General features: G+C 68.6%; 19 protein-coding genes and 1 tRNA gene. 12 read left to right on the plus strand and 8 right to left on the minus strand.

What is annotated here, in order from left to right:
* The first annotated feature begins 89 nt into the window (after positions 1 to 89).
* Positions 90 to 1055 carry a Wzz/FepE/Etk N-terminal domain-containing protein gene (locus FHS79_RS03580; protein ID WP_184195484.1) on the plus strand — a complete coding sequence of 322 codons (966 nt, stop codon included), beginning with the start codon at positions 90 to 92 and terminating at the stop codon, positions 1053 to 1055.
* Here the strand turns inward: FHS79_RS03580 and FHS79_RS03585 are convergent.
* Positions 1052 to 1948: a glycosyltransferase family 8 protein gene (locus FHS79_RS03585; protein ID WP_184195487.1), complete on the minus strand. Its 897-nt coding sequence runs from the start codon at positions 1946 to 1948 to the stop codon at positions 1052 to 1054. The two genes, FHS79_RS03580 and FHS79_RS03585, sit on opposite strands and share 4 nt — an antisense overlap.
* A gap of 47 nt (positions 1949 to 1995) precedes the next feature.
* Here FHS79_RS03585 and FHS79_RS03590 point away from each other — a divergent pair, with 47 nt between their 5' ends.
* The gene (locus FHS79_RS03590) at positions 1996 to 3342 is read left to right on the plus strand and encodes a flippase (protein ID WP_184195490.1); all 1347 of its coding nucleotides are present in this window, start codon (positions 1996 to 1998) and stop codon (positions 3340 to 3342) included.
* Here FHS79_RS03590 and FHS79_RS03595 read toward each other — a convergent pair.
* The 4 genes from FHS79_RS03595 to FHS79_RS03610 form a co-directional block, all read right to left on the minus strand.
* On the minus strand, positions 3314 to 4255 hold the full coding sequence (locus tag FHS79_RS03595; protein ID WP_184195493.1) for a glycosyltransferase family protein: 942 nt from the start codon (positions 4253 to 4255) through the stop codon (positions 3314 to 3316). The two genes, FHS79_RS03590 and FHS79_RS03595, sit on opposite strands and share 29 nt — an antisense overlap.
* A gap of 20 nt (positions 4256 to 4275) precedes the next feature.
* The gene (locus FHS79_RS03600; protein WP_184195496.1) at positions 4276 to 5217 is read right to left on the minus strand and encodes a UDP-glucuronic acid decarboxylase family protein; all 942 of its coding nucleotides are present in this window, start codon (positions 5215 to 5217) and stop codon (positions 4276 to 4278) included.
* A gap of 41 nt (positions 5218 to 5258) precedes the next feature.
* Complete coding sequence (locus tag FHS79_RS03605; protein ID WP_184195499.1) at positions 5259 to 10016, minus strand: NAD-glutamate dehydrogenase domain-containing protein; 4758 nt, start codon at positions 10014 to 10016, stop codon at positions 5259 to 5261.
* A gap of 113 nt (positions 10017 to 10129) precedes the next feature.
* Complete coding sequence (locus tag FHS79_RS03610; protein ID WP_184195502.1) at positions 10130 to 10687, minus strand: hypothetical protein; 558 nt, start codon at positions 10685 to 10687, stop codon at positions 10130 to 10132.
* 145 nt (positions 10688 to 10832) lie between these two features.
* Between FHS79_RS03610 and FHS79_RS03615 the strand changes: the two genes are divergently transcribed.
* The 7 genes from FHS79_RS03615 to mnhG all read left to right on the plus strand — a co-directional run bounded on the left by FHS79_RS03615 (position 10833) and on the right by mnhG (position 16741).
* Positions 10833 to 10907 (plus strand) — tRNA-Thr (locus FHS79_RS03615).
* A gap of 94 nt (positions 10908 to 11001) precedes the next feature.
* Positions 11002 to 13785 carry a monovalent cation/H+ antiporter subunit A gene (locus tag FHS79_RS03620; RefSeq protein WP_207792206.1) on the plus strand — a complete coding sequence of 928 codons (2784 nt, stop codon included), beginning with the start codon at positions 11002 to 11004 and terminating at the stop codon, positions 13783 to 13785.
* Complete coding sequence (locus FHS79_RS03625) at positions 13785 to 14153, plus strand: Na+/H+ antiporter subunit C (RefSeq protein WP_184195505.1); 369 nt, start codon at positions 13785 to 13787, stop codon at positions 14151 to 14153. The genes FHS79_RS03620 and FHS79_RS03625 overlap by 1 nt, the downstream gene beginning before the upstream one ends.
* On the plus strand, positions 14150 to 15709 hold the full coding sequence (locus tag FHS79_RS03630) for a monovalent cation/H+ antiporter subunit D (protein ID WP_184195508.1): 1560 nt from the start codon (positions 14150 to 14152) through the stop codon (positions 15707 to 15709). The genes FHS79_RS03625 and FHS79_RS03630 overlap by 4 nt, the downstream gene beginning before the upstream one ends.
* Complete coding sequence (locus FHS79_RS03635; protein WP_184195511.1) at positions 15706 to 16203, plus strand: Na+/H+ antiporter subunit E; 498 nt, start codon at positions 15706 to 15708, stop codon at positions 16201 to 16203. Before FHS79_RS03630 ends, FHS79_RS03635 begins: the two co-directional genes overlap by 4 nt.
* Complete coding sequence (locus tag FHS79_RS03640; RefSeq protein ID WP_184195514.1) at positions 16197 to 16466, plus strand: K+/H+ antiporter subunit F; 270 nt, start codon at positions 16197 to 16199, stop codon at positions 16464 to 16466. Before FHS79_RS03635 ends, FHS79_RS03640 begins: the two co-directional genes overlap by 7 nt.
* Positions 16463 to 16741 carry a monovalent cation/H(+) antiporter subunit G gene (mnhG, locus tag FHS79_RS03645; protein WP_184195517.1) on the plus strand — a complete coding sequence of 93 codons (279 nt, stop codon included), beginning with the start codon at positions 16463 to 16465 and terminating at the stop codon, positions 16739 to 16741. The genes FHS79_RS03640 and mnhG overlap by 4 nt, the downstream gene beginning before the upstream one ends.
* A 1-nt stretch (position 16742) precedes the next feature.
* Here the strand turns inward: mnhG and wrbA are convergent, their stop codons facing one another.
* The gene (gene wrbA / locus FHS79_RS03650) at positions 16743 to 17342 is read right to left on the minus strand and encodes an NAD(P)H:quinone oxidoreductase (RefSeq protein WP_184195520.1); all 600 of its coding nucleotides are present in this window, start codon (positions 17340 to 17342) and stop codon (positions 16743 to 16745) included.
* Between the two features lie 85 nt (positions 17343 to 17427).
* The gene (locus tag FHS79_RS03655) at positions 17428 to 18342 is read right to left on the minus strand and encodes a LysR family transcriptional regulator (protein ID WP_184195523.1); all 915 of its coding nucleotides are present in this window, start codon (positions 18340 to 18342) and stop codon (positions 17428 to 17430) included.
* Between the two features lie 113 nt (positions 18343 to 18455).
* Here FHS79_RS03655 and FHS79_RS03660 point away from each other — a divergent pair, with 113 nt between their 5' ends.
* The 3 genes from FHS79_RS03660 to FHS79_RS03670 all read left to right on the plus strand — a co-directional run bounded on the left by FHS79_RS03660 (position 18456) and on the right by FHS79_RS03670 (position 21433).
* Positions 18456 to 19154 (plus strand): pirin family protein, encoded by a 699-nt coding sequence (locus FHS79_RS03660; RefSeq protein ID WP_184195526.1) that lies wholly within the window; start codon positions 18456 to 18458, stop codon positions 19152 to 19154.
* Positions 19155 to 19256: 102 nt separating this feature from the next.
* Positions 19257 to 19964, plus strand: coding sequence for an ABC transporter ATP-binding protein (locus FHS79_RS03665; RefSeq protein ID WP_341534409.1), 708 nt, complete (start codon positions 19257 to 19259; stop codon positions 19962 to 19964).
* 8 nt (positions 19965 to 19972) lie between these two features.
* Positions 19973 to 21433 carry a hypothetical protein gene (locus FHS79_RS03670; protein WP_184195529.1) on the plus strand — a complete coding sequence of 487 codons (1461 nt, stop codon included), beginning with the start codon at positions 19973 to 19975 and terminating at the stop codon, positions 21431 to 21433.
* Between the two features lie 23 nt (positions 21434 to 21456).
* Here FHS79_RS03670 and FHS79_RS03675 read toward each other — a convergent pair whose 3' ends face one another.
* Positions 21457 to 22854, minus strand: a complete 1398-nt coding sequence (locus FHS79_RS03675; protein WP_184195532.1) for a M20/M25/M40 family metallo-hydrolase — start codon at positions 22852 to 22854, stop codon at positions 21457 to 21459.
* Between the last annotated feature and the right edge of the window lie 182 nt (positions 22855 to 23036).

Consider the following 23036-nt stretch of genomic DNA (forward strand, 5'->3'; position numbering starts at 1 on the left):
TTCATACTGGGTTGCTGCGACAGCTTCGGCAAGCTGGCAATTTTGCCGCATGATGGACGCGCTTGCCGGCCTGTGCCATTGCGCGAGCGATGCATGGGGCCGATGATCTCGACAGGCAGACGCCGCTGTTGCCGCGGCTGCTGGCGCCCTTGCGGCAGCGCTGGTGGCTGATGCCGCTGGGTGCGTTGCTGGTGACGGCGCTGATGCTCGTCTATCTGCTGCGCGCCCAACCGGTATGGACGGCGGAGATGCAGGTTTATCCCGCACCCGCCACCGCCGGCGTAGCGGCGCGGCGCGGGCTGGCGGGGCTGGCATCACAGGCCGGAGGCGGGCTGGCCGCCCTGACCGGCAGCCTTGGCGGCGGCGATTCCGCCCCGCCGTTCCGCTATTTTCTCGATGGTCTCACCTCGGCCGGCGTTGCCGAGCAACTGGCGAGCGACGAGGCCCTGCTGCGGCAGATGTTTCCGGCCGAATGGGATGCCGCCGGCCGCCGCTGGCGCCAGCCGGAAAGCCTGCGCCGATCGATTCGTGACGGGCTGTTCGGGCTGTTCGGGCTGCCGATTGCCCCCTGGACGCCGCCCGATGCGGCGCGGGTGCGCGAGTTCGTGGCTGCGGCGGTGCTGGTGCGCACCAGTGTGCGGTCGCCGCTTGTATCGATCAGCCTGTCGCACCCCGACAGGGCCTTTGCCACGCTGCTGCTCACCCGCGTCGTGGCGGCGGCGGATGACGAGCTTCGCGCCGCGGCGCGGCTGCGCGCGGAAGGCAATATCCGCTATCTCACCGACCAGCTTCGCAGCGCGCGCAGTGTGGACATGCGCGAGACGATCGTGACTTCGCTTTCCGAGGAAGAGCGCGGTGCCATGCTGAGCATGGTGCCCCTGCCCTTTGCCGCCGAGACCTTCATCGCGCCGCATGTCGGGCGCTGGCCGACAAGCCCCCGGCCGCTGCCGCTGCTGTTGGCGGCGCTGGTGGTGGGGGTGCTGCTTGGAGCAACAACGGCCTTCTGGCTGGGCTGGCGCAGCCGGCACCGGCGGGCGGCCGCAACAGCCTTCTAGCGACCCCGGAGCTGCCGGAACAGCCGCTCGACGGGCGCCGGCAGCAGCCGCCGCACCAGGGTCTTGATGCTGAAATCATCGGCCAGCCGGCTGCGAAAGGCGGTCTGGTTGCGATACTGCCAGTAGCGCTGCTTCATGGGGTGGTGGTCATTGAGCTGCCAAGGCTTTGACGAACCGGTGAAGTGGACGATCAACGGGTCGCGCACCGCTTCGGCGACCGCTTCGGCGCCGAAGGTGGCGATGGCATCGCTCTGGTCGGGCTGCCAGAAATTGCTGATGACATTGTGGCGGGGGTGGAGGCGCAGCCAGTCCCCGTCCAGCACGGCGTTGAGGCCGCACTGATCGGCAAAGCGGATCGCGTGCGGGGCGGCGCGGATGCGCTCGATGACGGTATGGCGCAGCGACCGGGCGCGCCAGGCATCGAGCCCGAGCAGCATCACGCCCGAGTTGAAATAGCCTGAATCCGGCCGCATGCGGAGGCCGGGGTGCGGGGCGGCGCCGGGATTTTCGACCGCACCGATCGCGTGGCTGCCAAGGTCGGTCGCCAGCAGCGGCGCGAGATCGCCAAGCACGATGAGATCGGAATCGAGGTAGAGCGCTTGCGGCGCATCGATCACATCGGCGGCGAACAGCCGGTAATAGGCGCTGCGCGCGAGATGGCCGACGACCGGCAGTGCGGCAAAGGCGCTATCCGGCAAATGATGGCTGGTGACGGGGTGCGGCACGCCGGCAGTGAGCCGCGCCAGTGCCTCGCCGTCGATATCGGTGTGGAGAATGTGGAAGTGGAATGCCAGGCCCGCATTGTTGACCAGCAGCGAGGCCAGCGCGGTGGCCATGTGCGGCAGATAGGCCCTGTCGGCGGCGAAGAGGATGTGGTGGACGGGCGGGCGCATGACGCGCGCTGTGGCACAACCCCGGCGGCGCGGCTATGGCACTGTCCATGGATGACGTGCGACCGGGGGTGCGGAAACGATTGGGCGCCGGGCTGAGCGCTGCGGTGGCGCGGCGTCCGGTGCTGGCCAGCATTGCGCGCAATGCCGGCTGGCAGGTTTCGGACCGGGTGCTGCGCATGGGCGTGGGCGTGTTCGTGAGCGTGTGGATCGCGCGCACCCTTGGCCCTGCGGATTTTGGCGCGCTCGGCTGGATGCAGGCGCTGGCCGGGCTGTTTCTTGCAGTCACTTCGCTGGGGATGGCCGAGATCATGGTGCGCGAGCTGGTGCGTGCGCCCGAGGATGCGCCGGAACTGATGGGCACCGCCCTTGCCATGCAGCTCGCCGGTGGCAGCATCGGCTATGGCCTGCTGATCATTACGGTGATGCTGCTGCGCCCCGGGGACGGCGACACGCTGCTGCTCGCGCTGGTGCTCGGCATCGGGCTGGTGGCGCAGGCGAGCGATGTGGTGCGCTACTGGCATGATGCCCGGCTGGAAAGCCGCTATGCCATTTGGGTCACCAACGGGGTCTTTGCCGTGGTGAGCCTGGTGCGGGTGGCGTTGCTGCTTGCCGGGGCGCCGCTGCTGGCGTTTGCGATCATGATCAGCGTGGAGGCGGTGCTGACGGCAGCGGCGCTGCTCGTGCTGCAGAGCCGGCGGCAAGGCGGGTTGTTCCAGTGGAAGCCGCGGCTGGCGCGGGCACGGAGGCTGCTGGGGGAAAGCTGGCCGCTGCTGTTCGCCAGCATCGCCGTGCTCATCAACATGCGGATCGACCAGGTGATGCTCGGCGAAATGGCCAGCAACACGGCGGTGGGCCTTTATACGGCGGCGGTGCGGCTGAGCGAGATCTGGTACTTCGTGCCGATGGTGATCGTGGCTTCGGCGTTTCCGGCGCTGGTGGCGGTGCATGGCAAGGACGAGCGCGCCGCCAACTGGCAATGGCGGCGGCTCTATGCGTTGATGTTCTGGATGGCGCTGGCGGCCGGCATGGGGGCGAGCGTGCTCGCGCGGCTGGTGGTGACGCTGCTCTATGGTGCCGATTACGCCGGTGCCGGCGCCGTGCTCGAGGTGCACATCTGGTCGGGGCTCGGGGTATGCCTGGGTGCGGTGTGGAGCAAATGGATGCTGCTCGAGGGCAAGCTGCGGCTCACGCTCTTCGTCCATGTCATGTCGGCGGTGACCAACATCGGCTGCAACCTGTGGTTGATCCCCGACTATGGCGCGATGGGCGCGGCGATGGCGACGCTGATCGCTTCGCTGCTGTCGGCCTTCATGAGCTTCTTCCTGCACCGGCCGTCGGTGGTGTTCGGCCATCTGGCAGCGGCGATCATGCCATGGCGGCTCGGAGCCGTTTGAGCGGGCGAGCGAGCCAGGGGCGCTTCCTGATCTGCAGGCGGAGCCAGGTCGCGGCGGTGAGATCGAAGCTGTGGCGCTCGAGCAGGCGGTCGAGCGTGTCGGTGTCCCGGCCTTGCGGGGGCGTGAGCGGAAAGGCCAGCGGCGCCGGGCGCTGCGCGCGCACCGCCGCCGGCGCCTCGCCGATGGTGTGCGTCGCCTCGGCATCGAAGCCGATGTTCTCCACGAGCGACACCGAGGGCAGGACGCAGCTCATCCCCGCCAGGCGGCATGCTAGCACCCATTGATAATCCCAGGTGTCGAGGCTGCCGCTGGCCACCTGCCCGAGCCTGTCGATGAACATGTCGGCGGCAAGCTGCCGGCGGCCGAACCCGGCGCGGAAGGCGGGGAGCACCGCCGGCCAGTTCGACAGCGCGACATCGAAATGCGCCCAGGCCCGCCGCCAGCTCGCCCAGCCCCAGATCTGCGGATAGCCGGTGTAGCCCCAGCTCGCCCCATCGGCGGGAAGATGGCTGGCGACGAGGTTGATGCCGCCGATCATCCCGACCTGCGGATCGTCGCGGTGGCGTTCGAGCTGATCGTCGCAGAAGGCGAAAAAATCGGGCGTGGGCAGGATATCGTCTTCGAGGATGATGCCCTCGGGCTCGTGCGCGAAGAACCAGTCGATGGCGCCCGCCACGCCATGCTTGCAGCCGAGATTGGCATCGCGGAACAGCGTGTGCACGTCGCACGGCCAATCGACGCCGGTGGCGATGCTGCGCACTGCCGCACAGCGCTCGGCTTCGCCGGCGCGCGATGGGCGGGGGCCATCGGCAGCGACATAGAGCTTCGGCGGGCGCGCGGCGCGGAGGCGCTCCATGACGGCAGCGGTCTTCTCCGGCCGGTTGAAAACGATGAGGAGGACCGGTGAGCGCATCGATGGGGCGCGAACGCCGCTCAGCCGCCGAGGCGCGTGCGGAAATAGGCGATGGTGCGTGCGAGCCCGTCGTCAAGCGGCACGCGCGGTGCCCAGCCGAGCTTCGCGGCAGCCAGGGTGATGTCCGGCTGGCGCTGGCGCGGATCATCCTGCGGCAGCGGCATGAAGCGGAGCTTCGACGGGCCGCCGACCTGGCGCAGCACGGCTTCGGCGAGTGCCAGCATGGTGAACTCGCCGGGGTTGCCGATGTTGACCGGGCCGGTGAAGCCCTTTTCCGTTTCCATCAGCGCCACCATGCCGGTGATGAGATCGTCGACATAGCAGAAGCTGCGGGTCTGTTGGCCGTCGCCGTAGATGGTGATGTCCTCGCCCTTCAGCGCCTGGACGATGAAGTTGGAAACGACGCGGCCATCACCCGGGTGCATGCGCGGGCCATAGGTGTTGAAGATGCGCATCACCTTGATGTCGAGGCCGTGCTGGCGGTGATAATCGAAGAAGAGCGTCTCGGCGCAGCGCTTGCCCTCGTCGTAGCAGCTGCGCGGGCCGATCGGATTGACGCGCCCCCAATAGCTCTCGGGCTGGGGGTGGATTTCCGGATCGCCATAGACCTCGCTGGTGGAGGCCTGCAGGATGCGGGCACGCAACCGCTTGGCGAGGCCGAGCATGTTGATGGCACCGTGCACGCTGGTCTTGGTCGTCTGCACCGGGTCATGCTGATAATGCACCGGGCTTGCCGGGCAGGCGAGATTGTAGATGGCATCGACCTCGACATAGAGCGGAAAGGTCACATCATGGCGCATCAGCTCGAAGCGCGGATGGCCGAGGAGATGCGCCACATTGGCCTTGGCGCCGGTGAAGAAATTGTCGAGGCAGATGACATCATGGCCGGCGCCGATCAGGACGTCGCACAGGTGCGAACCGAGGAAGCCGGCGCCGCCGGTGACAAGAATGCGTTTGGACATGGCGACCCTTTAGGGGCAAGTGCCGCTTCGGGATAGATGTGTCAGCAGAGCAGCTGACGCGCCTCGTTGGCGAGATGCGCCAGCATCGCCGGTGTGGGGACGCCGCTGCCACGGGCGCGGGCGATGCTCGCGGCGAGGCGTGCCACCGGCGCTTCATGGCTGGCGAGCCAGTCGGTGAGCGCGCTGTCCGGATCGGCACCGGGGAGGGCGGCCAGATGGCTGAGGCGGATGCTCTCGAAGCCCTGGGCGAGGCTCGATTGCAGCAGCTGCTCCCAGGGGTCGCCGGGCTGCAGCGTGAGGGCTGCCCCATGCGCCCAATCGAGCCCGGTCATCGCTCCCAGTCGCGTGTAGGCGCGCGCCAGCGCTGCATCGTCAAGGCCATGGCGGCTGGCAGTGAGGCCGATGCCGATGGCGCCGTCGACAGCCTCCAGCCGCACCAGCGTGTCTGCCAGCTCGGCGGGTGCGCCCAATGCTTCCAGCCGCGCGGCGGTGGCGGCGGCACGCCGCCGCGGCTCGGCGCCGAGCAGCGAATCAAGGCCTGCCGAAAGCCGTTCGACCGCCGGCGTCAGGGTGGCGACGAGCGCGGCCGGCGCCTCCCCTGCCGCATAACGGAGCACATCGCCCATGTGCGTGCCGAGGACGATCTGCCCCTCCAGGTGGAGCGCCAGCTGGCTGGCGGCCGGCAGGCCGGGAGCATCGAGCGCGTCCCACAGGCCGCGGAACCCGAACAGATCGCGCGTGACGACAAAGGCCGTCGCCACCTCGACCAGCGTGGCATTGCGCGCTTCGGCGAGTTCGAACGCCACCGCGAGCCCGCCCCTGTTGACCAGCTCATTGGCCAACTTGGTCGCCACCAGCTCGCGCCGCAGCCGGTGGCTGCGGATGGCGCCGGCAAAGCGCTCGGGCATCGGCGCCGGGAAGGCAGCGAGCAGATCGGGCTCGAGTGCCGGATCATCGAGAAGCGGCCAGGCCTCGGGGGCGGAGAGCGCTGCGGTGAGCCGCATCTTCGCATAGGCCATGAGGATGGCGAACTCGGGCCGGGTGAAGCTCTGGCCGGCAGCCGCACGGCGCTGGATGGTGGCATCATCAGGAAGCCCTTCAACCCGGCGATCGAGCCCGGCGGTGGCTTCCAGCGTCTGCAGCAACCGATGAAAGCGCGTGACGGCGGCAACGCCCTGCGTTTCCGCAAGGCTGAGCGCCTGGGCCTGCAGCCGGTTGTCGGCAAGCACGAGTGCGGCCACGGCGTCGGTCATGCTGGCGAGCAGCACGTCGCGATCGGCCGGGGCAAGCCGCGCGGCGGCGACTTCGGCACCCAGCGCGATCTTGATGTTGACCTCGTGATCCGAACAATCGACGCCGGCCGAATTGTCGATGAAATCGGTGTTGATCCGCCCGCCCGCCTGCGCGAATTCGATGCGGGCCGCCTGGGTGAGGCCGAGATTGGCGCCCTCCCCTATCACGCGTGCGCCGAGCTGGCGGGCATCCACGCGCACGGCATCGCTGGCGCGGTCCCCGGCGTCGGCGTGGCTTTCGGTGCTCGCCTTCACATAGGTGCCGATGCCGCCGAACCAGAGCAGGTCGACGCGCGCCTTGAGCAGCGCATTGATGAGCTCATTCGGTGCCATCGCCTGCACGCCGGTGCCGAGCATCGCCTGGACCTGCGGCGACAGCGTGATGGACTTCAGGCTGCGCGGGAAGATGCCGCCGCCCGCCGAAAGCAGTCCGCGATCATAATCATCCCAGCTCGACCGCGGCAGCGCGAACAGCCGCTGGCGCTCGGCAAAGCCGGCAGCGGCATCGGGGGCCGGATCGAGGAAGATGTGGCGATGATCGAACGCCGCCACCAGATGGATGGCGCTGCTGAGCAGCATGCCGTTGCCGAACACATCGCCCGACATGTCGCCCACGCCGATGGTGCGAACGGGATCGATGGCGGCATCGAGGCCGAGTTCGCGGAAATGCCGTTCGACCGATATCCAGGCGCCGCGGGCGGTGATGCCCATGGCCTTGTGATCATAGCCCTTGCCGCCGCCCGAGGCGAAGGCATCACCGAGCCAGAAGCCATGATCCTCGGCGATGGCGTTGGCGATGTCGGAGAAGGTGGCGGTGCCCTTGTCGGCCGCGACCACCAGATAGGGGTCGGGCGCATCATGGCAGACGACATGGGTCGGTGGCAGCGGGTTGCCGGCCGGATCGAGATTGTCGGTGAGCGACAGCAGTGCGCGGATGAAGATCCGATAGGCGGCGGTGCCTTCCGCCAGCCACGCCTCGCGGTCGGTCGGGCTCGGGAGCTGCTTGGCATAGAAGCCGCCCTTGGCGCCGGTGGGCACGATGACGGCGTTCTTGACCATCTGCGCCTTGACCAGCCCGAGCACCTCGGTGCGGAAATCATCGCGCCGGTCGGACCAGCGCAGGCCGCCGCGGGCGATGGGGCCACCGCGCAGGTGGATGCCCTCCACGCGCGGGCTGTGCACCCAGATCTCGCGATAGGGGACGGGGGGCGGCAAGCCGGGCACCTTGGCCGAATCGAACTTCATGGCAAGCGCTTCGGGCCCGCCGGGCACGAAGGCGTTGGTGCGCAAACACGCGCTGATGATGGCGATGAAGCCGCGCAGGATGCGATCATCGTCGATCGACGTGACATCGGCGAGATCGGCCAGCAATGCCTCGTGCAGCGTCGCCTCGGCCGCCGCACGGTCGTCGACGCCCAGAGCGAAGCGGGTTCGGAACAGCGCGATGATCCGCCGGGTGATCGCCGGGGCACGGCGCAACGCCTCGACGATGGTGGCGATGCCATAGGTGACACCGGTCTGCCGCAGATAGCGGAACCAGGCGCGCAGCCACCCGGCCTCTTCGAGTGTCAGGCTGCATTCGAGCACCGGCAGGTTGAACAGGTCGTTCTCGGCGCCCCCCCTGAGCACTTCGGTGAGCGCCGGCACCAGCCGGGTTTCGAGCGCCGCCCAATCGACAAGCATGTCCGGGCTTTGCACTTCGAGCAGGAAATCATGGATCCAGCCCAGCCGCCCGCCGGCCAGATCGAAGGGAAATTCCTCGATGACCTTGAGGCCGAAATTCTCGAGCACCGGCACGGCTTCCGACAGCGGGATGATCCGGCCGAGCCGATAGACCTTGAGGCGCAGCTGCTGGGGCTGGTCGCCTGCGGTGCGCACCAGCCGGACACCACGGTCGTTTTCGTCGTGCAGCAGGGCGAGCGCCATGATGTCCGCCGCCGCTTCCTCGGGCGTGTGCTGGGCGCGGTAACTGGGCGAAAAGTTGAGGCCATGGCTGAGGCTGAGGCGCGCCGCGCGGGTGGCGCCGGCGGCTTCGATCAGCGCGGCTTCCAGCCCTTCGTCCCAGCCGCGCACGAGGCGGCGCAGCGCTTCGTCGAGCCGGGCTTCCGCCGCCACATCATGCACCCCGGCGCCGGGCGGCAGGGTGAGGACCTGGTGGATCCGCGCCAGCCCCTGCGAGCGCAACTCGACTTCGAAGCGACTTGGCGTGCCACCGGTCTCGGCGGCGAGCATCGCGGTGATGCGCTCGCGCAAGCCCGCCGTGTAGCTCTCGCGCGGGATGTACACGAGGAGGGACAGCGCGCGGCCGAATGGGTCAGACCGCGCGAACAGCCGCGGGCGCGGCCGATCGAGCAACGAGAGCAGCCCCAGCGCCATCGCCTTCAACTGGGCCGACGTGGCCTCGAACAGCTCTTCGCGGGGGAAGTTCTCCAGCACGTGCAACAGCGCCTTGGCGCTGTGGCTGCCGGGCGCAAATCCCAACGTCTCGACGATCTCGGCCACCTTGCGGCGCAGCAGCGGCACATGGCGCGGCGAGGCGCCCAGGGCGGCCGAGGTGAACAGGCCGAGGAAGCGCGTTTCCGAAACCACCCGGCCTTCCGCGTCATAGCCCTTGACCGAGATGAGATCGGCATGGGTGCGGCGATGGACGGTGCTGATGGCGCCGGCCTTGGTGATGAGCACCGGCTCGGGGCTGGCGATGAGCGCCGGCCAACCGGGCGCCTCGCCCTCCCCCCATAGCGGGAAGCCAGCATCGCGGAGCAAACCCAGGCTGCTGTCCGCTTCGCGTGCCGGGGTGAAGCCGGGGTCGGTCACATCGCCCGCGAGGCTCCAGTGCTCGACACCGAGCAGGGTGTAGTTGTCGGCGGCAAGCCATTCGAGAAACGCCACCGCCTCGTGGACGCGGTGGGGTGCGACGGGCGGCGGGTTCTCGGTCAGCGCGCGTGCCGTCTGCCGCAGCCGGCCGAGCATCGCCTGCCAGTCGGACACCGCGGCCGCGATGTCGGCCAGCACGCCCTGCAGCGTTGTCACCAGCTCGGCACGGTGGCGCGCATTGGCGCGTGCCAGCTCGAAATAGATCACCGATTCGCGCACCGATCCCGGGGCGAGCGCGCCGGCGGCAAGGCCGGTGATGTCGATCAGGCTGCCGTCTTCCGATCGCCGAACGTCCACGACCGGGTGCAGCAGCCGCAGGCTTTCGAGCCCGGCGGCAGCGATTGCCGCAGCGACCGAATCGACAAGGAAAGGCCGGTCGTCCGAAACGATGATCAGCGCCATCCGCCGCCGGTGCGCCGGTACCCCCGCCTCGGCTGCGAGCGGCTCGAGCACGACCACCGGCTCGCCGGCGCGGCGTTGACCAAGGGCATCGGCCACCTGGTTCGCGATGCTGTGCCGGGCTGGTGGATCGAGCCCCTCGAGTTCGCCGGGCAGCGCATCGTCGAACAGGATGGCGGCCAGCGACGTATCGGGGCTGGCTGGACGGGGGTGACGGGAAGCTGGCACGAACACGCGCTCCGGAAGGCGGACGGGGCAAGGCGGGCTTATGCGCCGGCCTCCGGCCGTGGGCAAGGCCCGTTGTGAGCAAGGTAGCGAACTTGAAAAAAATGTTCGATCGGTAACAATCAGGCGTCCAGGTTCGTGAAGGGGTCGGCCACGGTGTGGCGCGAGCGGGACAGGGACTGCAGTGCTGCGCCGAGCTCGCGTTTCAGCCGGCTGCTGGCACTGCGGCTGAGCAGCTCGCGCCAGTTGACGATGATCTGCACCAGATCGAGCGAAGGCGGGGTGTCGGCGGCCGGCGCCAGCGGCAGTGCTATGCCACGCACGATGATGAGCGCCCGGCCCGACGGGGCAAGGCTGATTTCCAGCGGGATGGGCTGGCCGCCGAGCGCCACCAGATCACAGGCATCGCGCAATTCGTTGCCCAGGCAGGGTGTGCCCGGACCGATGTCGCACAACCGCTGGCCGGCGTGGATGTCGAAGGCGGTGGCGATCTCGGGGGCCAGTCGCTCGATCCGCGCTTCACCGCCGGGGTCGGCGATGAGCATGGCATTGGCTTCGAAGCCCGAAACCTCGGTGCGCTGGCCGTCGCGCCAGGCAAGCAGCGCTCGCCCGGACATGCGCTGCTCCATGCTCATGAACTCCTTCGGCAGACCGGACGGATAACTGGTGAGAGGACGCATGCAAGACTCCGGCATTGTCCCACCGTTCAACGGCCGGCGGCGTGGAACCTTGAGTCCCAGACGCTACGTGCAAACGGGCTTTGGCTTGCCGTCCCTGCCGGTGGCTGTTATGGCGCGCGGCGCTGCCGGCCCTGCCGGTGGCCGCGCCGCAGTAGCTCAGTGGTAGAGCATCCGCTTCGTAAGCGGGGGGTCGGGGGTTCAAATCCCTCCTGCGGCACCATCTTCCGGCGCCATTCCGGGGCCCGCGCTGCAGCCATGGGGCAATACGGCTGGACCCTGTGCGCTGCGGCGGTTAACCCCTTTCGTGTGCGATGATGGCTTTCATTCTTCTGTTCGGACTGGTTGTCCTCCCCTTCGTGGCCAGCCAATTGGTGGGGCTTGCCAGTGGTGTGAGCCGGCGGGCGGCGGCGCTTTCGGCGGGTGCCGCAATGCTCGGCGGGCTGCTGATCCTGGCCGGCCTCGCACCCACGGTGTTTGCCGGCGAGGTGCTGGTGGTCACGCTGCCATGGCTGCCGGAATGGGGGCTCGACCTTTCACTCAGGCTCGATGGGCTGGGGTTGCTGTTCGTGCTGCTGATCGACGGCATCGGCCTGCTGATCGTGCTCTATGCCTATTACTACATGGAGGACGACGACCAGCTGGGGCGTTTCTATCTCTATCTGCTGGCCTTTGCCGGCGGCATGCTGGGGTTGGTGCTCGCCGAGAACCTGCTGCTGATGCTGCTGTTCTGGGAGATCACCAGCCTCACCTCCTTCCTGCTCGTGGCCTACAAGTTCAAGGACAAGGAGGCGCGGATCGCGGCGCGGATGGCGCTGGGGGTGACCGGTGCCGGCGGTCTGGCGCTGATGGCGGGGCTGATCCTGCTCGGCCAGATGGCCGGCAGCTACGCGCTCTCGGACGTGCTGCTGGCGGGCGACACGATCCGCGCCGATCCGCGCTATCCGCTGATGCTGGTGCTGGTGCTGCTCGGCGCCTTCACCAAATCGGCGCAGTTTCCGTTCCACTCCTGGTTGCCGGGTGCGATGGCGGCGCCCACGCCGGCAAGCGCCTATCTGCATTCGGCGACGATGGTGAAGGCGGGTGTCTTCCTGCTGGCGCGGCTCTACCCTGCGCTGTCGGGCACCGACCTGTGGTTCTATATCGTCACGGGCGTCGGCGCGGTGACTTTCCTGTTCGGGGCCTTCTTCGCGCTGCTGCGGCATGATTTCAAGGGACTGCTGGCCTATTCCACCATCAGCCACCTCGGGCTGATCGTGCTGCTGCTCGGGCTGTCGACACCGATGGCGCCGGTGGCGGCGGTGTTCCACATCATCAACCATGCCGTGTTCAAGGCCAGCCTGTTCATGGTGGCGGGCATTGTCGACCATGAGGCCGGCACGCGGGACATGCGCCGGCTTTCCGGGCTGCGGCGCACCATGCCGCGCACCACCACGCTCGCCGTGCTGGCGGCGGGAGCAATGGCGGGGGTGCCGTTTCTCAACGGCTTCCTGTCGAAGGAGATGTTCTTTGCCGAATCGATCGGCCTGCCCGGCGCGCTGGCCTGGGCGATGCCGGCGATCGCCACCATCGGCGGGGTGCTGGCGGTGGGCTATTCGGCGCGTTTCATCGCCGATGTCTTCCTCGGGCCACCGCCGACGACGCTCGACCGGATCCCTCACGAGCCGCCGCGCTTCATGCGCGTGCCGGTGGAAATCCTTGTCGGCATCGTCGTGGTGGTGGGGCTGCTGCCGCAGCTTGCCGTCAAGCCGCTCCTCGCCATCGCCTCGACCGCGGTGCTCGGCGCCCCGGTGCCGCCGCTCGACCTGGCGATCTGGCATGGCTTCAACCTGCCGCTCATCATGAGCATCGTGGCGCTGGGTGGCGGGCTCTATTATTTCTCGCGGCGCGAGATCGTTTTCAGCATCGCCGATCGTTTCGGAGACGGAATCAGCAGCCGGGTGGCGTTCGAGCGCTTCTACAATGGTCTGGCAATCGGCTCGCGCGCAGTGCTGGCGGCGATCGATGGCTTCAGCCTGCGGCAGAATCTGGCGCTGTTCCTGTTGTTCACACTGGTTCTGGGCCTGAGTGCCTGGTGGGGCGCCGGCAATGCGCTGCTGGGACCGTTGGGAGTGGGCGACATGGATGTGGCGACGATGTTCGCTGCGGCCACCATGCTGGCGGCGGTGGCGGGGGTCGTGGTGCTGCACCGGCAGCGGCTTGTGGCGCTGGTGGCACTCAGCCTTGCCGGGGTGGTGGTGGCGCTGCTGTTCGTCTGGGCCGCAGCACCCGATCTGGCGCTCACCCAGCTTTCAGTCGAAGTGGCATCGATCATCCTGCTGCTGTTGATGATGCGCTTCCTGCCCATCGACGCCACGCCGGAAACGGGTGCTGCGGCAACGCGCGAAGCGGCACGGCGCTTGCCCGATGCAGCAATCGCGCTGGCGGCCGGTGCGGGCGCCGGGGCGCTGGTGCTGGCGATGCTCAGCCGGCCGTTCGACACGATTTCGGCCTGGCACATCGCCAACAGCGTGGACGGCGGCGGCGGGACCAACATCGTCAATGTGATCCTTGTCGATTTCCGCGGCTTCGACACCATGGGCGAGGTCGCGGTGCTCGGCATGGCGGCGCTCGGCATCCAGGCGATGCTCGGCGGCATTGCGCTGCCGGGGCGGGTGGCACGCGGTGCCGATGGTCGCTCGCTGGCGCCGCCCGTGATGCTCAAGATGCTCGTGCAGCCGTTGCTGCCGCTGCTGCTGGCGGCGGCGGTGTTCATCTTCCTGCGCGGCCACAACATGCCGGGCGGCGGCTTCGTGGCCGGGCTGATCGTGGCGGTGGCGCTGGTGATGCAGTTTGTGGCGCGCGGGATTGCCTTTGCCGAGGCGCGGTTGCGGCAGGACATGACGCGCGTGCTTGGCGTGGGGCTGGCCATCTGCCTCATCACCGGGCTGGTGCCGCTGGCGTTCGGGCGCAATTTCCTCACCTCCACACACGGCTATCTGGCCGGGCTGCACCTCGCCTCGGCGGCGCTGTTCGATCTCGGCATCATGATCGTGGTGGTGGCGAGCCTGGTGCTGGCACTCGTCAGCCTCGGCCGGCTTTCGCAGGCGAGCGAGCGCTGATGGCGATCGCGCTGGCCCTGATCGTGGCGATGCTGGTGACCGGCGGCGTGTGGCTGCTGCTGCGGCCGCGCAGCTGGTCGGTCGTGCTCGGGCTCACGATGCTCGGCTATGCAGTCAACTTCTTCATCCTGCTGGCAGGCCGCATCGGCAGCCGCCAGCCGCCACTGGCGCTCGAAGGGGCGGGTGCCCTCGCCGATCCGCTGCCGCAGGCGCTGGTGCTGACCGCGATCGTCATCGGCCTCGGCATGACGGCGTTCCTGGTGGCGCTGGCGCTGCGGGGGGTGGCGGCGCGCGGGGCGGACACCGACGATGCCGACCGTATTGGCGAGGGTCCGGTCGATGATGACGACGCGGACATGGCGGCATGAGCTTGCTCCCCGTCCTTCCCATCCTGCTGCCCTTTGGCGCGGCGACGATCATGCTGCTGCTGGGGCCGGGGCGGTTGGCAACGCAGCGCGTGCTGGCACTCGGCGCCGGGCTCGGCGGGCTGATGGTGGCGGCTGCACTGCTTGCCGGTGCCGATGCCGGCGTGATTTCAGCCTATCGGCTGGGTGACTGGCCCGCCCCCTATGGCATTGTGATGGTGGTCGATCGGCTGGCGGCGATGATGCTGATGCTGGTGGCGGTGCTGGCGCTCGGGGCGCTGCTGATGGCGATGGGCGGCAGCGACGCCGAGCGGCCGGACGGGCGGGGTCGCCACTTCCATGCGCTGTTCCAGCTGCAGCTTGCGGGGCTGGCGGGGGCATTTCTCACCGGCGATCTGTTCAACCTGTTCGTGTTCTTCGAGATTTTGCTGCTCGCCTCCTATGCACTGATGATGCATGGGCCAGCACCCGCCGAGGCGGCGCGCGTGCGCGCGGGGCTGATCTATGTGGTGCTCAATCTCGTCGGCTCCAGCCTGTTCCTGCTGGCACTGGCGCTCACCTATGCCAGCCTTGGCACGCTCAACCTTGCCGATGTGGCGCGGCTGCTGGCAGTGCTGCCGGCGGACGATGTCGCCATGGCGCGCACCGCGATGGCGCTGATGGCCGCGGTGTTCCTGCTCAAGGCCGCGGTGCTGCCGATGTCGCTCTGGCTGCCGCAGGTCTATGCCCGGGCGCCGGCGGCGGCGGCGGCGCTGTTCGTGATTCTCACCAAGGTCGGGATCATCATGCTGCTGCGGCTTGCCGTGACGGGGTGGGGCGACTCGATTGCCACGGCGGGGCTGCTGCAGCCCTGGCTCCCGGTACTGGCGCTGGGCACGATCACGCTCGGCACGATCGGTGCCTTTGCCGCGCGCCGCCTTGCGGAAGTGGCGGCCTGGCTGGTGCTGGTCTCGAGCGGCACCTTACTGTTTGCGCTGGGCTTCCTCACGCCGCGCGGCACTGCGGCGCTCCTCTATTATCTGCCGCAATCGACGCTGTTCTGTGCAGCGCTTTTCCTGCTGGCCGGGCATGTGGCGGCGCGGCGCGGCGCACTCGGAGACCGGTTGGGGCGCGGCCCTGCCGCATCCGGCCGGCGCTGGCTGTTGCCCGCCTGGGGCGTCGCTGCGGTCGGACTGGCGGGGCTGCCGCCGCTGGCCGGCTTCCTCGGCAAGCTGATGATGCTGCAGGCGGTGGGCACCGGTGGCTGGCAGGGGCCCTGGTGGGGGGTGCTGCTGCTCTCCAGCCTCGGCGTGCTGCTGGTGCTCTCGCGCGCCACCGGCCCGCTGTTCTGGCAGGCGAATGAAGTGCCCCTCGACAATCGCGCCGCGCTGGCCGGGGTCGCGGGCGTCGCGCCGCAGATGGGGCTCTGGCTGCTGCTGGCCGCCGGTGTCGCGATGACCGTCTGGGCGGCGCCGATGAGCGGCTTTGCGGGTCGCACCGCCGAGCAATTGTTCGAGCGCCGGGCCTATCAGGCTGCGGTCCTGGGCGATGTGCCGGTGCAGCGGGAGCGGCGGCCATGAGCCGGGTCTTTCCGCAGCCTGTCACCACAACGCTGATCTTCGTGCTGTGGCTGGCGCTGGCCTCGAGTGTCGATGCCGGCACGCTGGTGCTGGCGGCGGTGCTGGCGGTGGTGCTGCCGCTGCTCACCCAGGGATTCTGGCCGTCCCCGCCGCGGCTGCGCCGGCCACTCGTCGCCGCACGGCTGGCGGGGCGGGTGCTCATCGACATCATCACTGCCAATTGGGTGGTGGCGCGGCAGGTGCTGGGGCCGGTGCGCAAGCTGCGGCCGGCGTTCTTCGAGGTGCCGGTGGCGCTCGACGATCCGTTCGTGGCCACGTTGCTCGGCGGCATCATCTCCCTCACGCCGGGCACGGTGACGATCAACATCGAGCTGGTCGATGGCAAGCCGGTGCGGCTGTTCGTGCACGGCCTCGACGTGCCGGACGAAGCCGCGACGGTGGCGGAGATCAAGGCTCGCTACGAGGCGCCGCTGAAGGAGATGTTCGGATGCTGACCATCGCCACCTGGGCAGCCATCGTGATGGTGGGCGGGGCGATTGCCCTGACGCTGTGGCGGCTGTGGAAGGGCCCCGGCATCGCCGACCGCATCCTGGCGCTCGACACGCTGACGATCAACGCGATCGCGCTGGTGCTGCTCGCCGATGTGGCGCTCGATACCAGCGTCTATTTCGAGGCGGCGCTGCTGATGGCGATGATGGGCTTTGTCGGCACCGTGGCACTGGCGGTGTTCGTGCGGCGCGGGACGATCATCGAATGAGCGAGATCATCATCTCGCTGCTGCTGTTGCTGGGCGCTGCATTCCTGCTGATCGGCGCCATCGGCATTGCCCGGCTGCCGGACCTGTTCATGCGGCTGCACGGGCCAACCAAGGCAACGACGCTCGGCATCGGCGCGCTGGTGGTGGCGAGCGTCGTCCATGGCCGCACGCTGGCGCCGCTGGTGGTGATGCTGTTCCTGTTCATCACCGCTCCCGTGGTGGCGCATATGGTGGCGCTGTGCGCGCAGCGACCGCCACGGGAGGATGAGGAGTAGGTCAGGCTGCGAGCTTGGCTGCAGTGCGCGCCACAAGGGCGCCCTGGTGGCGAGCGCCGTCCAGCTCGGTTTCCGACGGCATGCGGCTGCCGTCGCCGCCGGTGATGGTGGTGGCGCCATAGGGGCTGCCGCCGACCACTTCATCGATGCGCATCTGGCCCTGGAAGCTGTAGGGAAGGCCGACGATCACCAGCCCGAAGTGGAGCATGTTGGTGATGAGGCTGAACAATGTCGTCTCGTTGCCGCCATGCTGGCTTGCCGAGCTGGTGAAGGCACTGCCGACCTTGCCATTGAGGGCGCCCGACGCCCAGAGGCCGCCGGCGGTATCGAGAAACGCCGCCATCTGGCTCGGCAGCCGGCCGAAGCGGGTCCCGGCACCGATGATGATCGCGTCGTAGTTCGGCAGCTCGTCGATGCTGGCGATGGGGGCGGCCTGGTCCATCTTGTAATGGCTGGCGCGTGCGACATCCTCGGGCACGGTTTCGCGCACGCGGCGGATATCGACCTGGGCGCCGGCGCTGCGGGCACCCTCCGCCATGGCCTCGGCCATCGCCTCGATATGGCCGTAGGTGGAATGATAGAGCACGAGCACGCGGGTCATGGGGCAAACTCCTGGAGGGATTGACCGTTCGCTTCTGGCCCAATCCGGCTTTGTGGAAAACCCGGATAATATCGGCAAGCCTGTTCTAGTAATCCGAACGATCCGAAGGCGTGTCGCTGCGGATCAACCGTGCCAGCAGCCAGGCAGCGGCGGGGCCTGGGGGCGTGTCGGTGCGGTGGATGGCGTGGAAGCCGTAGCGGCCGCCGCGATGATCGGGCAGGTCGAGCCGCACCAGCCGGCCGGCGGCGAGATCGCCGGCGACCAGCGGCTCGGGCATGTTGCCCCAGCCGACCCCCTCGAGGAGCAGCGCGTGCTTGGCGCCGAGATCGGCCAGCCGCCAGCTTTGCGGCGAGCTGACGCCGAAATCGCGGCCACGGGTGATGGGTGAACGGTCGGAAAGCACGAGCTGGATGTGCGCGCGGGCAGCTCCGGGGGGAACCGAAGGGGCATCGAGGGGGTGTCCGGGGGCAGCGACGGGCACCAGAAGGACACTTCCGGCGGCATGACGCGCGAGCGCTTCGGATTCGGACGACAAGGGCCCCGCCACGCCGAGCCCGGCGGTGCCATCCAGCACCAGTGCCGTCACCGCCCCCAGCGCCTCGACGTGAAGCCGCAGCGTGACGGTGGGGAATTGCTGCTGGAAGCCGCGCAGCGATTCCGCGAGGCGGGCGCTGGGGAGCATCACGTCGACGGCGAGGCTGACCTCGGCTTCGAGTCCTGCCGCAAGGCCGCTAACGCGTGCCTTGAGCCCGGCCAGATCATCCGCCAGTCGCCGGGCTTCGGCGAGGACGGCGGTGCCGGCGGCGGTGAGTGTCGGGCGCCGCGTTCCGGCGCGGTCGAACAGCGCCAGCCCGAGCTGTGCTTCGAGATTGGCGATGCCGTAGCTCACCGCCGAGGTGGCGCGGCCCAGCGCGCGGCCGGCGGCAGCGAAACCGCCATGCTCAACGACGGCGAGAAAGAGCTGGAGCTGATCGAGGCTGGGGGTGCCGACCTTTGGCATTTCGGATTTCCTGAACGGTTTAACTGACTTTATCCGGGTTTTCCTGAAAGCCAAGCGATGCGACATGGTGATGGTGAGCGGCGCCACGTGCGCCCCAAGACAGGAGACCGATGATGATCGAACTTCGCCCCTTTGCCAGCCTCGGCGGTGCCGACCATGGCTGGCTCGATGCCAAGCACCATTTCAGCTTTGCCGATTATCGTGACCCAAAGCGCGTCCATTGGGGCGCGCTCAGGGTGTGGAACGACGATGCCATCGATCCGCACACCGGGTTTCCGCCGCATGGCCACCGCGACATGGAGATCATCACCTATGTCCGCTCGGGCGCCATCAGCCATGAGGACAGCCTCGGCAACAAGGGCCGCACCGAGGCCGGCGATGTGCAGGTGATGAGTGCGGGCAGCGGCGTGGCGCACAGCGAATATAATCACGAGGATGTGAAGACGACGCTGTTCCAGATCTGGATCATCCCCGATGCCGCCGGCGGTGCGCCCGGCTGGGGGGCCCGGCAGTTTCCGAAGGACGATCGCGCCGGCAACTTCGTGGTGCTGGCGAGCGGTATCGACGGGGACACCGACGCGCTGCCGATCCGCGCCGATGCGCGCGTGGCCGGTGCCACGATCCGCGCCGGGGAGACGGCGGTGTATGAAACCCGCCCGGGCCGGCACCTGTATCTGGTGCCTGCCATCGGCCGCATCCGGATCGATACTGTTGAGGCCGGCCCGCGCGACGGGGTGGCAATCCGTGACCTGGAGCGGATCACGGTGACGGCGCTCGACGATGCCGAGGTGGTTCTCGTCGATTCCCGATGACGCACGTTCGTCTGGAAATGTGAACTCACCGTATCGGTGGTGGCGCTTCGGCCCGCCATGCCGCACATGAAAGGCATGGCGGGTCGAGTTTCAGCAGCCTTGGTGATTGCCGGTCTGGTCAAGCGCTTCGGAAGCGCTGTGGCGGTCGACCGGCTCGACATGCGGGTCGAGGCCGGCTCGATCTATGCGCTGCTCGGGCCGAACGGGGCCGGCAAGACCACCAGCCTGCGAATGGTGGTGGGGCTGGAGCGCCCCGATTCGGGAAGCATCCACATCTGCGGGATCGATGCGCTGGCACGGCCGCTCGAAGCCAAGGCGCGGGTGGCCTGGCTGCCCGACGAGCCGCTGCTCTATGAAAAGCTGATGCCGCTCGAATATCTGGCGTTTGTCGCCGGGCTGTGGAGCGTGCCTGCTGCGGTTGCGGCGCCGCGCGCGTCGGCGTTGCTGGATGCGCTGGGGCTCGAGGCCAAGCGCAATGCGCGATGCGAAAACCTGTCACGCGGGATGCGGCAGAAGGTGGCGCTGGCAGGCGCCCTGATCCATGATCCCGACCTGCTGATCCTCGACGAGCCGCTGACCGGCCTCGATGCCGCCGCGGCGCGGGTGGTGAAGGACATGCTGCGCGACCGCAGCCGCAGCGGCAAGACGATCATTTTGACAACGCATATCCTCGAAGTGGCGGAGCGGCTGGCGGACCGGATCGGCATCATCCGCGCCGGGCGGCTGGTGGCGGAAGGCACGCCCGCCGAGCTGTCGGGTGCGAGCGGCGAAACGCTCGAGGATGTGTTCCTGGCGCTGGCGCTGGGCTGAGGCGCGGCGTGGCGGCAAGTCTCGGCCATCTGCTTTCCAACGAGGTGCGCATTGCGCTGCGCACCGGCTTCGGCGGCTCGCCGCTGCGCTCGCTGCTGGGCCTCGGGCTTGTGGCCGCAGGCCCGGTGATCGGCGGCTGGATGGCGGCGAAGGCGCTTGCCGATGCGCCCGACTGGCCCGAGCCGGCGATCATGGCGCTGCTGGTGGCCGCCCATGCAGCACTGCTGCCGCTGATGGTGTCGCTCGCCTCGGTGCAGGTGCTGCGCTCCTTCCGCGAACGCGGGGACCTCGACCTGCTGCTGAGTGCGCCGCTGCCGGCCTCCCGCGTGTTCCTCGCCAAGGCGCTGGCGGCGTGCTGGATGGTGGCGATGCCCTTCCTGGCGCTGCTCGGGCCGTTCCTGATCTTCTCGATGGGCTTCGGCCATTGGCGCTGGGGCGGCACGCTGCTGGTGCTGCTCACCAGTGCCGGTATCGCCACCGGCCTCGGCTTCATCGTGGTGGCAGCCCTCATCGACTGGCTGGGTGCGCGGCGCGCGCGGCTGGCGGTGCATCTGGGAAGTGCCGCGCTCGGCCTCGGCATCTTCATCGGCACGCAGATGAGCGGGCTGGCCGGCGGCGCGGTTGCCGGGCGGGCGGCGATGCTGGCGCGGCTCGCCGAGGCCACGCCGCCGCCGCCGTTCGATTGGGGGGCGCGGGCGATGATGGGCGAGCCGATGCCGCTGCTGGCCTTCTCGGGCGCCGCCGGCCTGTCGTTGCTGATGGCGATGGGGCCGGGCGCGCAGCGGTTGGCGGTGAAGGAGAGCGAGGAGCATGCGCGCAGCACCCTGGCGCCGATGCCGGGCTTCCACGGCGCCGCCGCATCGCTCGTCATCAAGGAGCTGCAGCTGCTGTGGCGCGACCCGGAAACGCTGGCGCAGGTGCTGCTGCGCTTCGTCTATCTGGTGCCGCTGCTGTGGCTGGCGACGCGCGACGGCGCCGCGCCCGATGCGATCGCCCGCCAATTGCTCGCCGGCGGCGTGGCGCTGGCGGTGATGGCGGCATCGAGCCTCGCCTGGATCACCGTCTGCGCCGAGGAAGCGCGCGAGCTGGTGGAGGCGGCCCCCGTGCCGGGCTGGCAGCTGAACGGCGCCAAGCTGGCGGTGGCGTGCGGGCTGCCGGTGCTGGCGCTGGTGCCGCTGGCGATCTGGCTGGCAACGCTCGCACCGCTCGCCGGCGCGCTGCTGCTGCCGCTGGCGGCGGTGGCCGGGCTGGGCATGGCGATGGTGCAGGCTTGGCACGGACCACGGATGCCGCGCACCGCGTTTCGCAAGCGCCCTGGCGCCATGCTGCTGATCGGCATCGTCGAGATCGGGCTGGCCGGCTGCTGGGCAGCGCTGGCGAGCCTGATCGTGGGCGGCTCGCCCTGGGCGCTGCTGCTGGCCGCGATCATTGCCATCGTCATCCTGGTGGCACGCGCCATCCGGCGTTGACGGCCCGGCTCAATCTGCACCCCTCAATCTGCGAGCGTGTGTACCAGGTCGTCGATGTAATCGCGGCCCTTCATCAGCACATTGATCCGCATGCGCTCGTTGAGGCCGTGAACGCCATTGCCATCGGGATCGATGAACATGCCGGGGATGCCATAGGTGGGGATGTTGGCCAGCGCCAGATAAGGGGCATCGGTGCCGCCGGTGGACATGGTGATCGTGACCGGAACACCGGGGAAGTGCTTTGCCGCGACCTTGCGGATCGGGTCCATCACCGCCGGGTTGAGGGGCGGGCTGACGGCGATCGGGCGGATGGGGGCTGTCATCGTCACCTTGACCGCCGGATTGCCGATGATCGACACCAGATCGGCCATCACGCTTTCGGACGTGATGCCGGGGAAGATGCGGCAGTTGACGTTCGCGGTGGCGCGCTGCGGCAGCGCGTTGTTGGCATGGCCGGCGCTGATGAGGGTACTCACACACGATGTGCGCGTCGTCGAGTTCATCAGCGGATCGCGGGTGATGAGATCGTTGGCGGCCTTGTTCTCGGGGTCTGCCATCAGCGTGCGGATGGCATCGGCCACCGGCGCCGGGGCGATGCCGGCCAGCGTGGTGAAATAGGCGCGGGTGGTGTCGTTGAACTGCGTCGGGAAGCGGTGGGTGTTGATCTTGACCAGCGCCATCGACAGATCGGTGATGGCATTGTCGGCGCGCGGCACGCTCGAATGGCCACCGGGGTTGGTCGCCTCCACCTGGAAATTCTGCACGGTCTTCTCGCCGACCTGCACCGCCATGCCCTGCGGCTTGCCCTCGGCATCGAGCCGGCCGCCGCCGCCTTCGTTGAGGGCAAACTCGGCGGCAATCAGCTCGGGCTTGTTGCGCGCCAGCCATTCGGCACCGTTGAAGGCATAGGTCGTCTCCTCGCCGCAGGTCAGCGCCAGCTTGAGGGTGCGCTTCGGCACCTTGCCGGCTGCCTTGTAGCGAATGAGCGTGTCGGTGAAGATCGCCACCTGCGGCTTGTCGTCGACCGTGCCGCGCCCATAATAATAGCCGCCCTCGTCGATCATCTTGAACGGATCGCGCGTCCAGTCCTCGCGCTTGGCCTCGACCACATCGAGATGCGCCAGCAGCAGGATGGGCTTGGCCTTGCTGTCCCGGCCCTGCAGAATCGCGACAAGCCCGCCCTCCTTGGGGTTTTCGGGTGTGGCGAACATGGTGACATCGGCATCGGCAAAACCCGCCGCCTTCAGCCGCACCGCGATCTTCTGCGCCGCATCGGTGCAGCCGCCGACCGACAGTGCCGTGTTGGTCTCGATCATCTCGCGGTAGAGATCGCGAAAGGCGACCTGGTCGGGCCGCAGTTCCTGCGCTGCCGCAGGCGCTGCCAGAACGGCCACGGTGGCGAGTGCGATGATCTTGTTCATGTGTTTCCCCTTGCGTGGCCTCTTATGGAAGCCGGACAGGGGCGATGGCAAGGGGGCCTCCGGCGTAGGGTTCCCATCGAAGCAAGCTTCGATGGGGCCCGGCTGGGGCCTCGGGCCCCAGACCCCATGACTCTTGGTTTTCGCTAGGAGTTCGGCCGATCCATTGACGAGTCTGCGCCAGC

It is taken from the genome of Polymorphobacter multimanifer, from assembly GCF_014205635.1.
In the GTDB taxonomy this organism is placed as follows: Bacteria; Pseudomonadota; Alphaproteobacteria; order Sphingomonadales; family Sphingomonadaceae; genus Sandarakinorhabdus; species Sandarakinorhabdus multimanifer.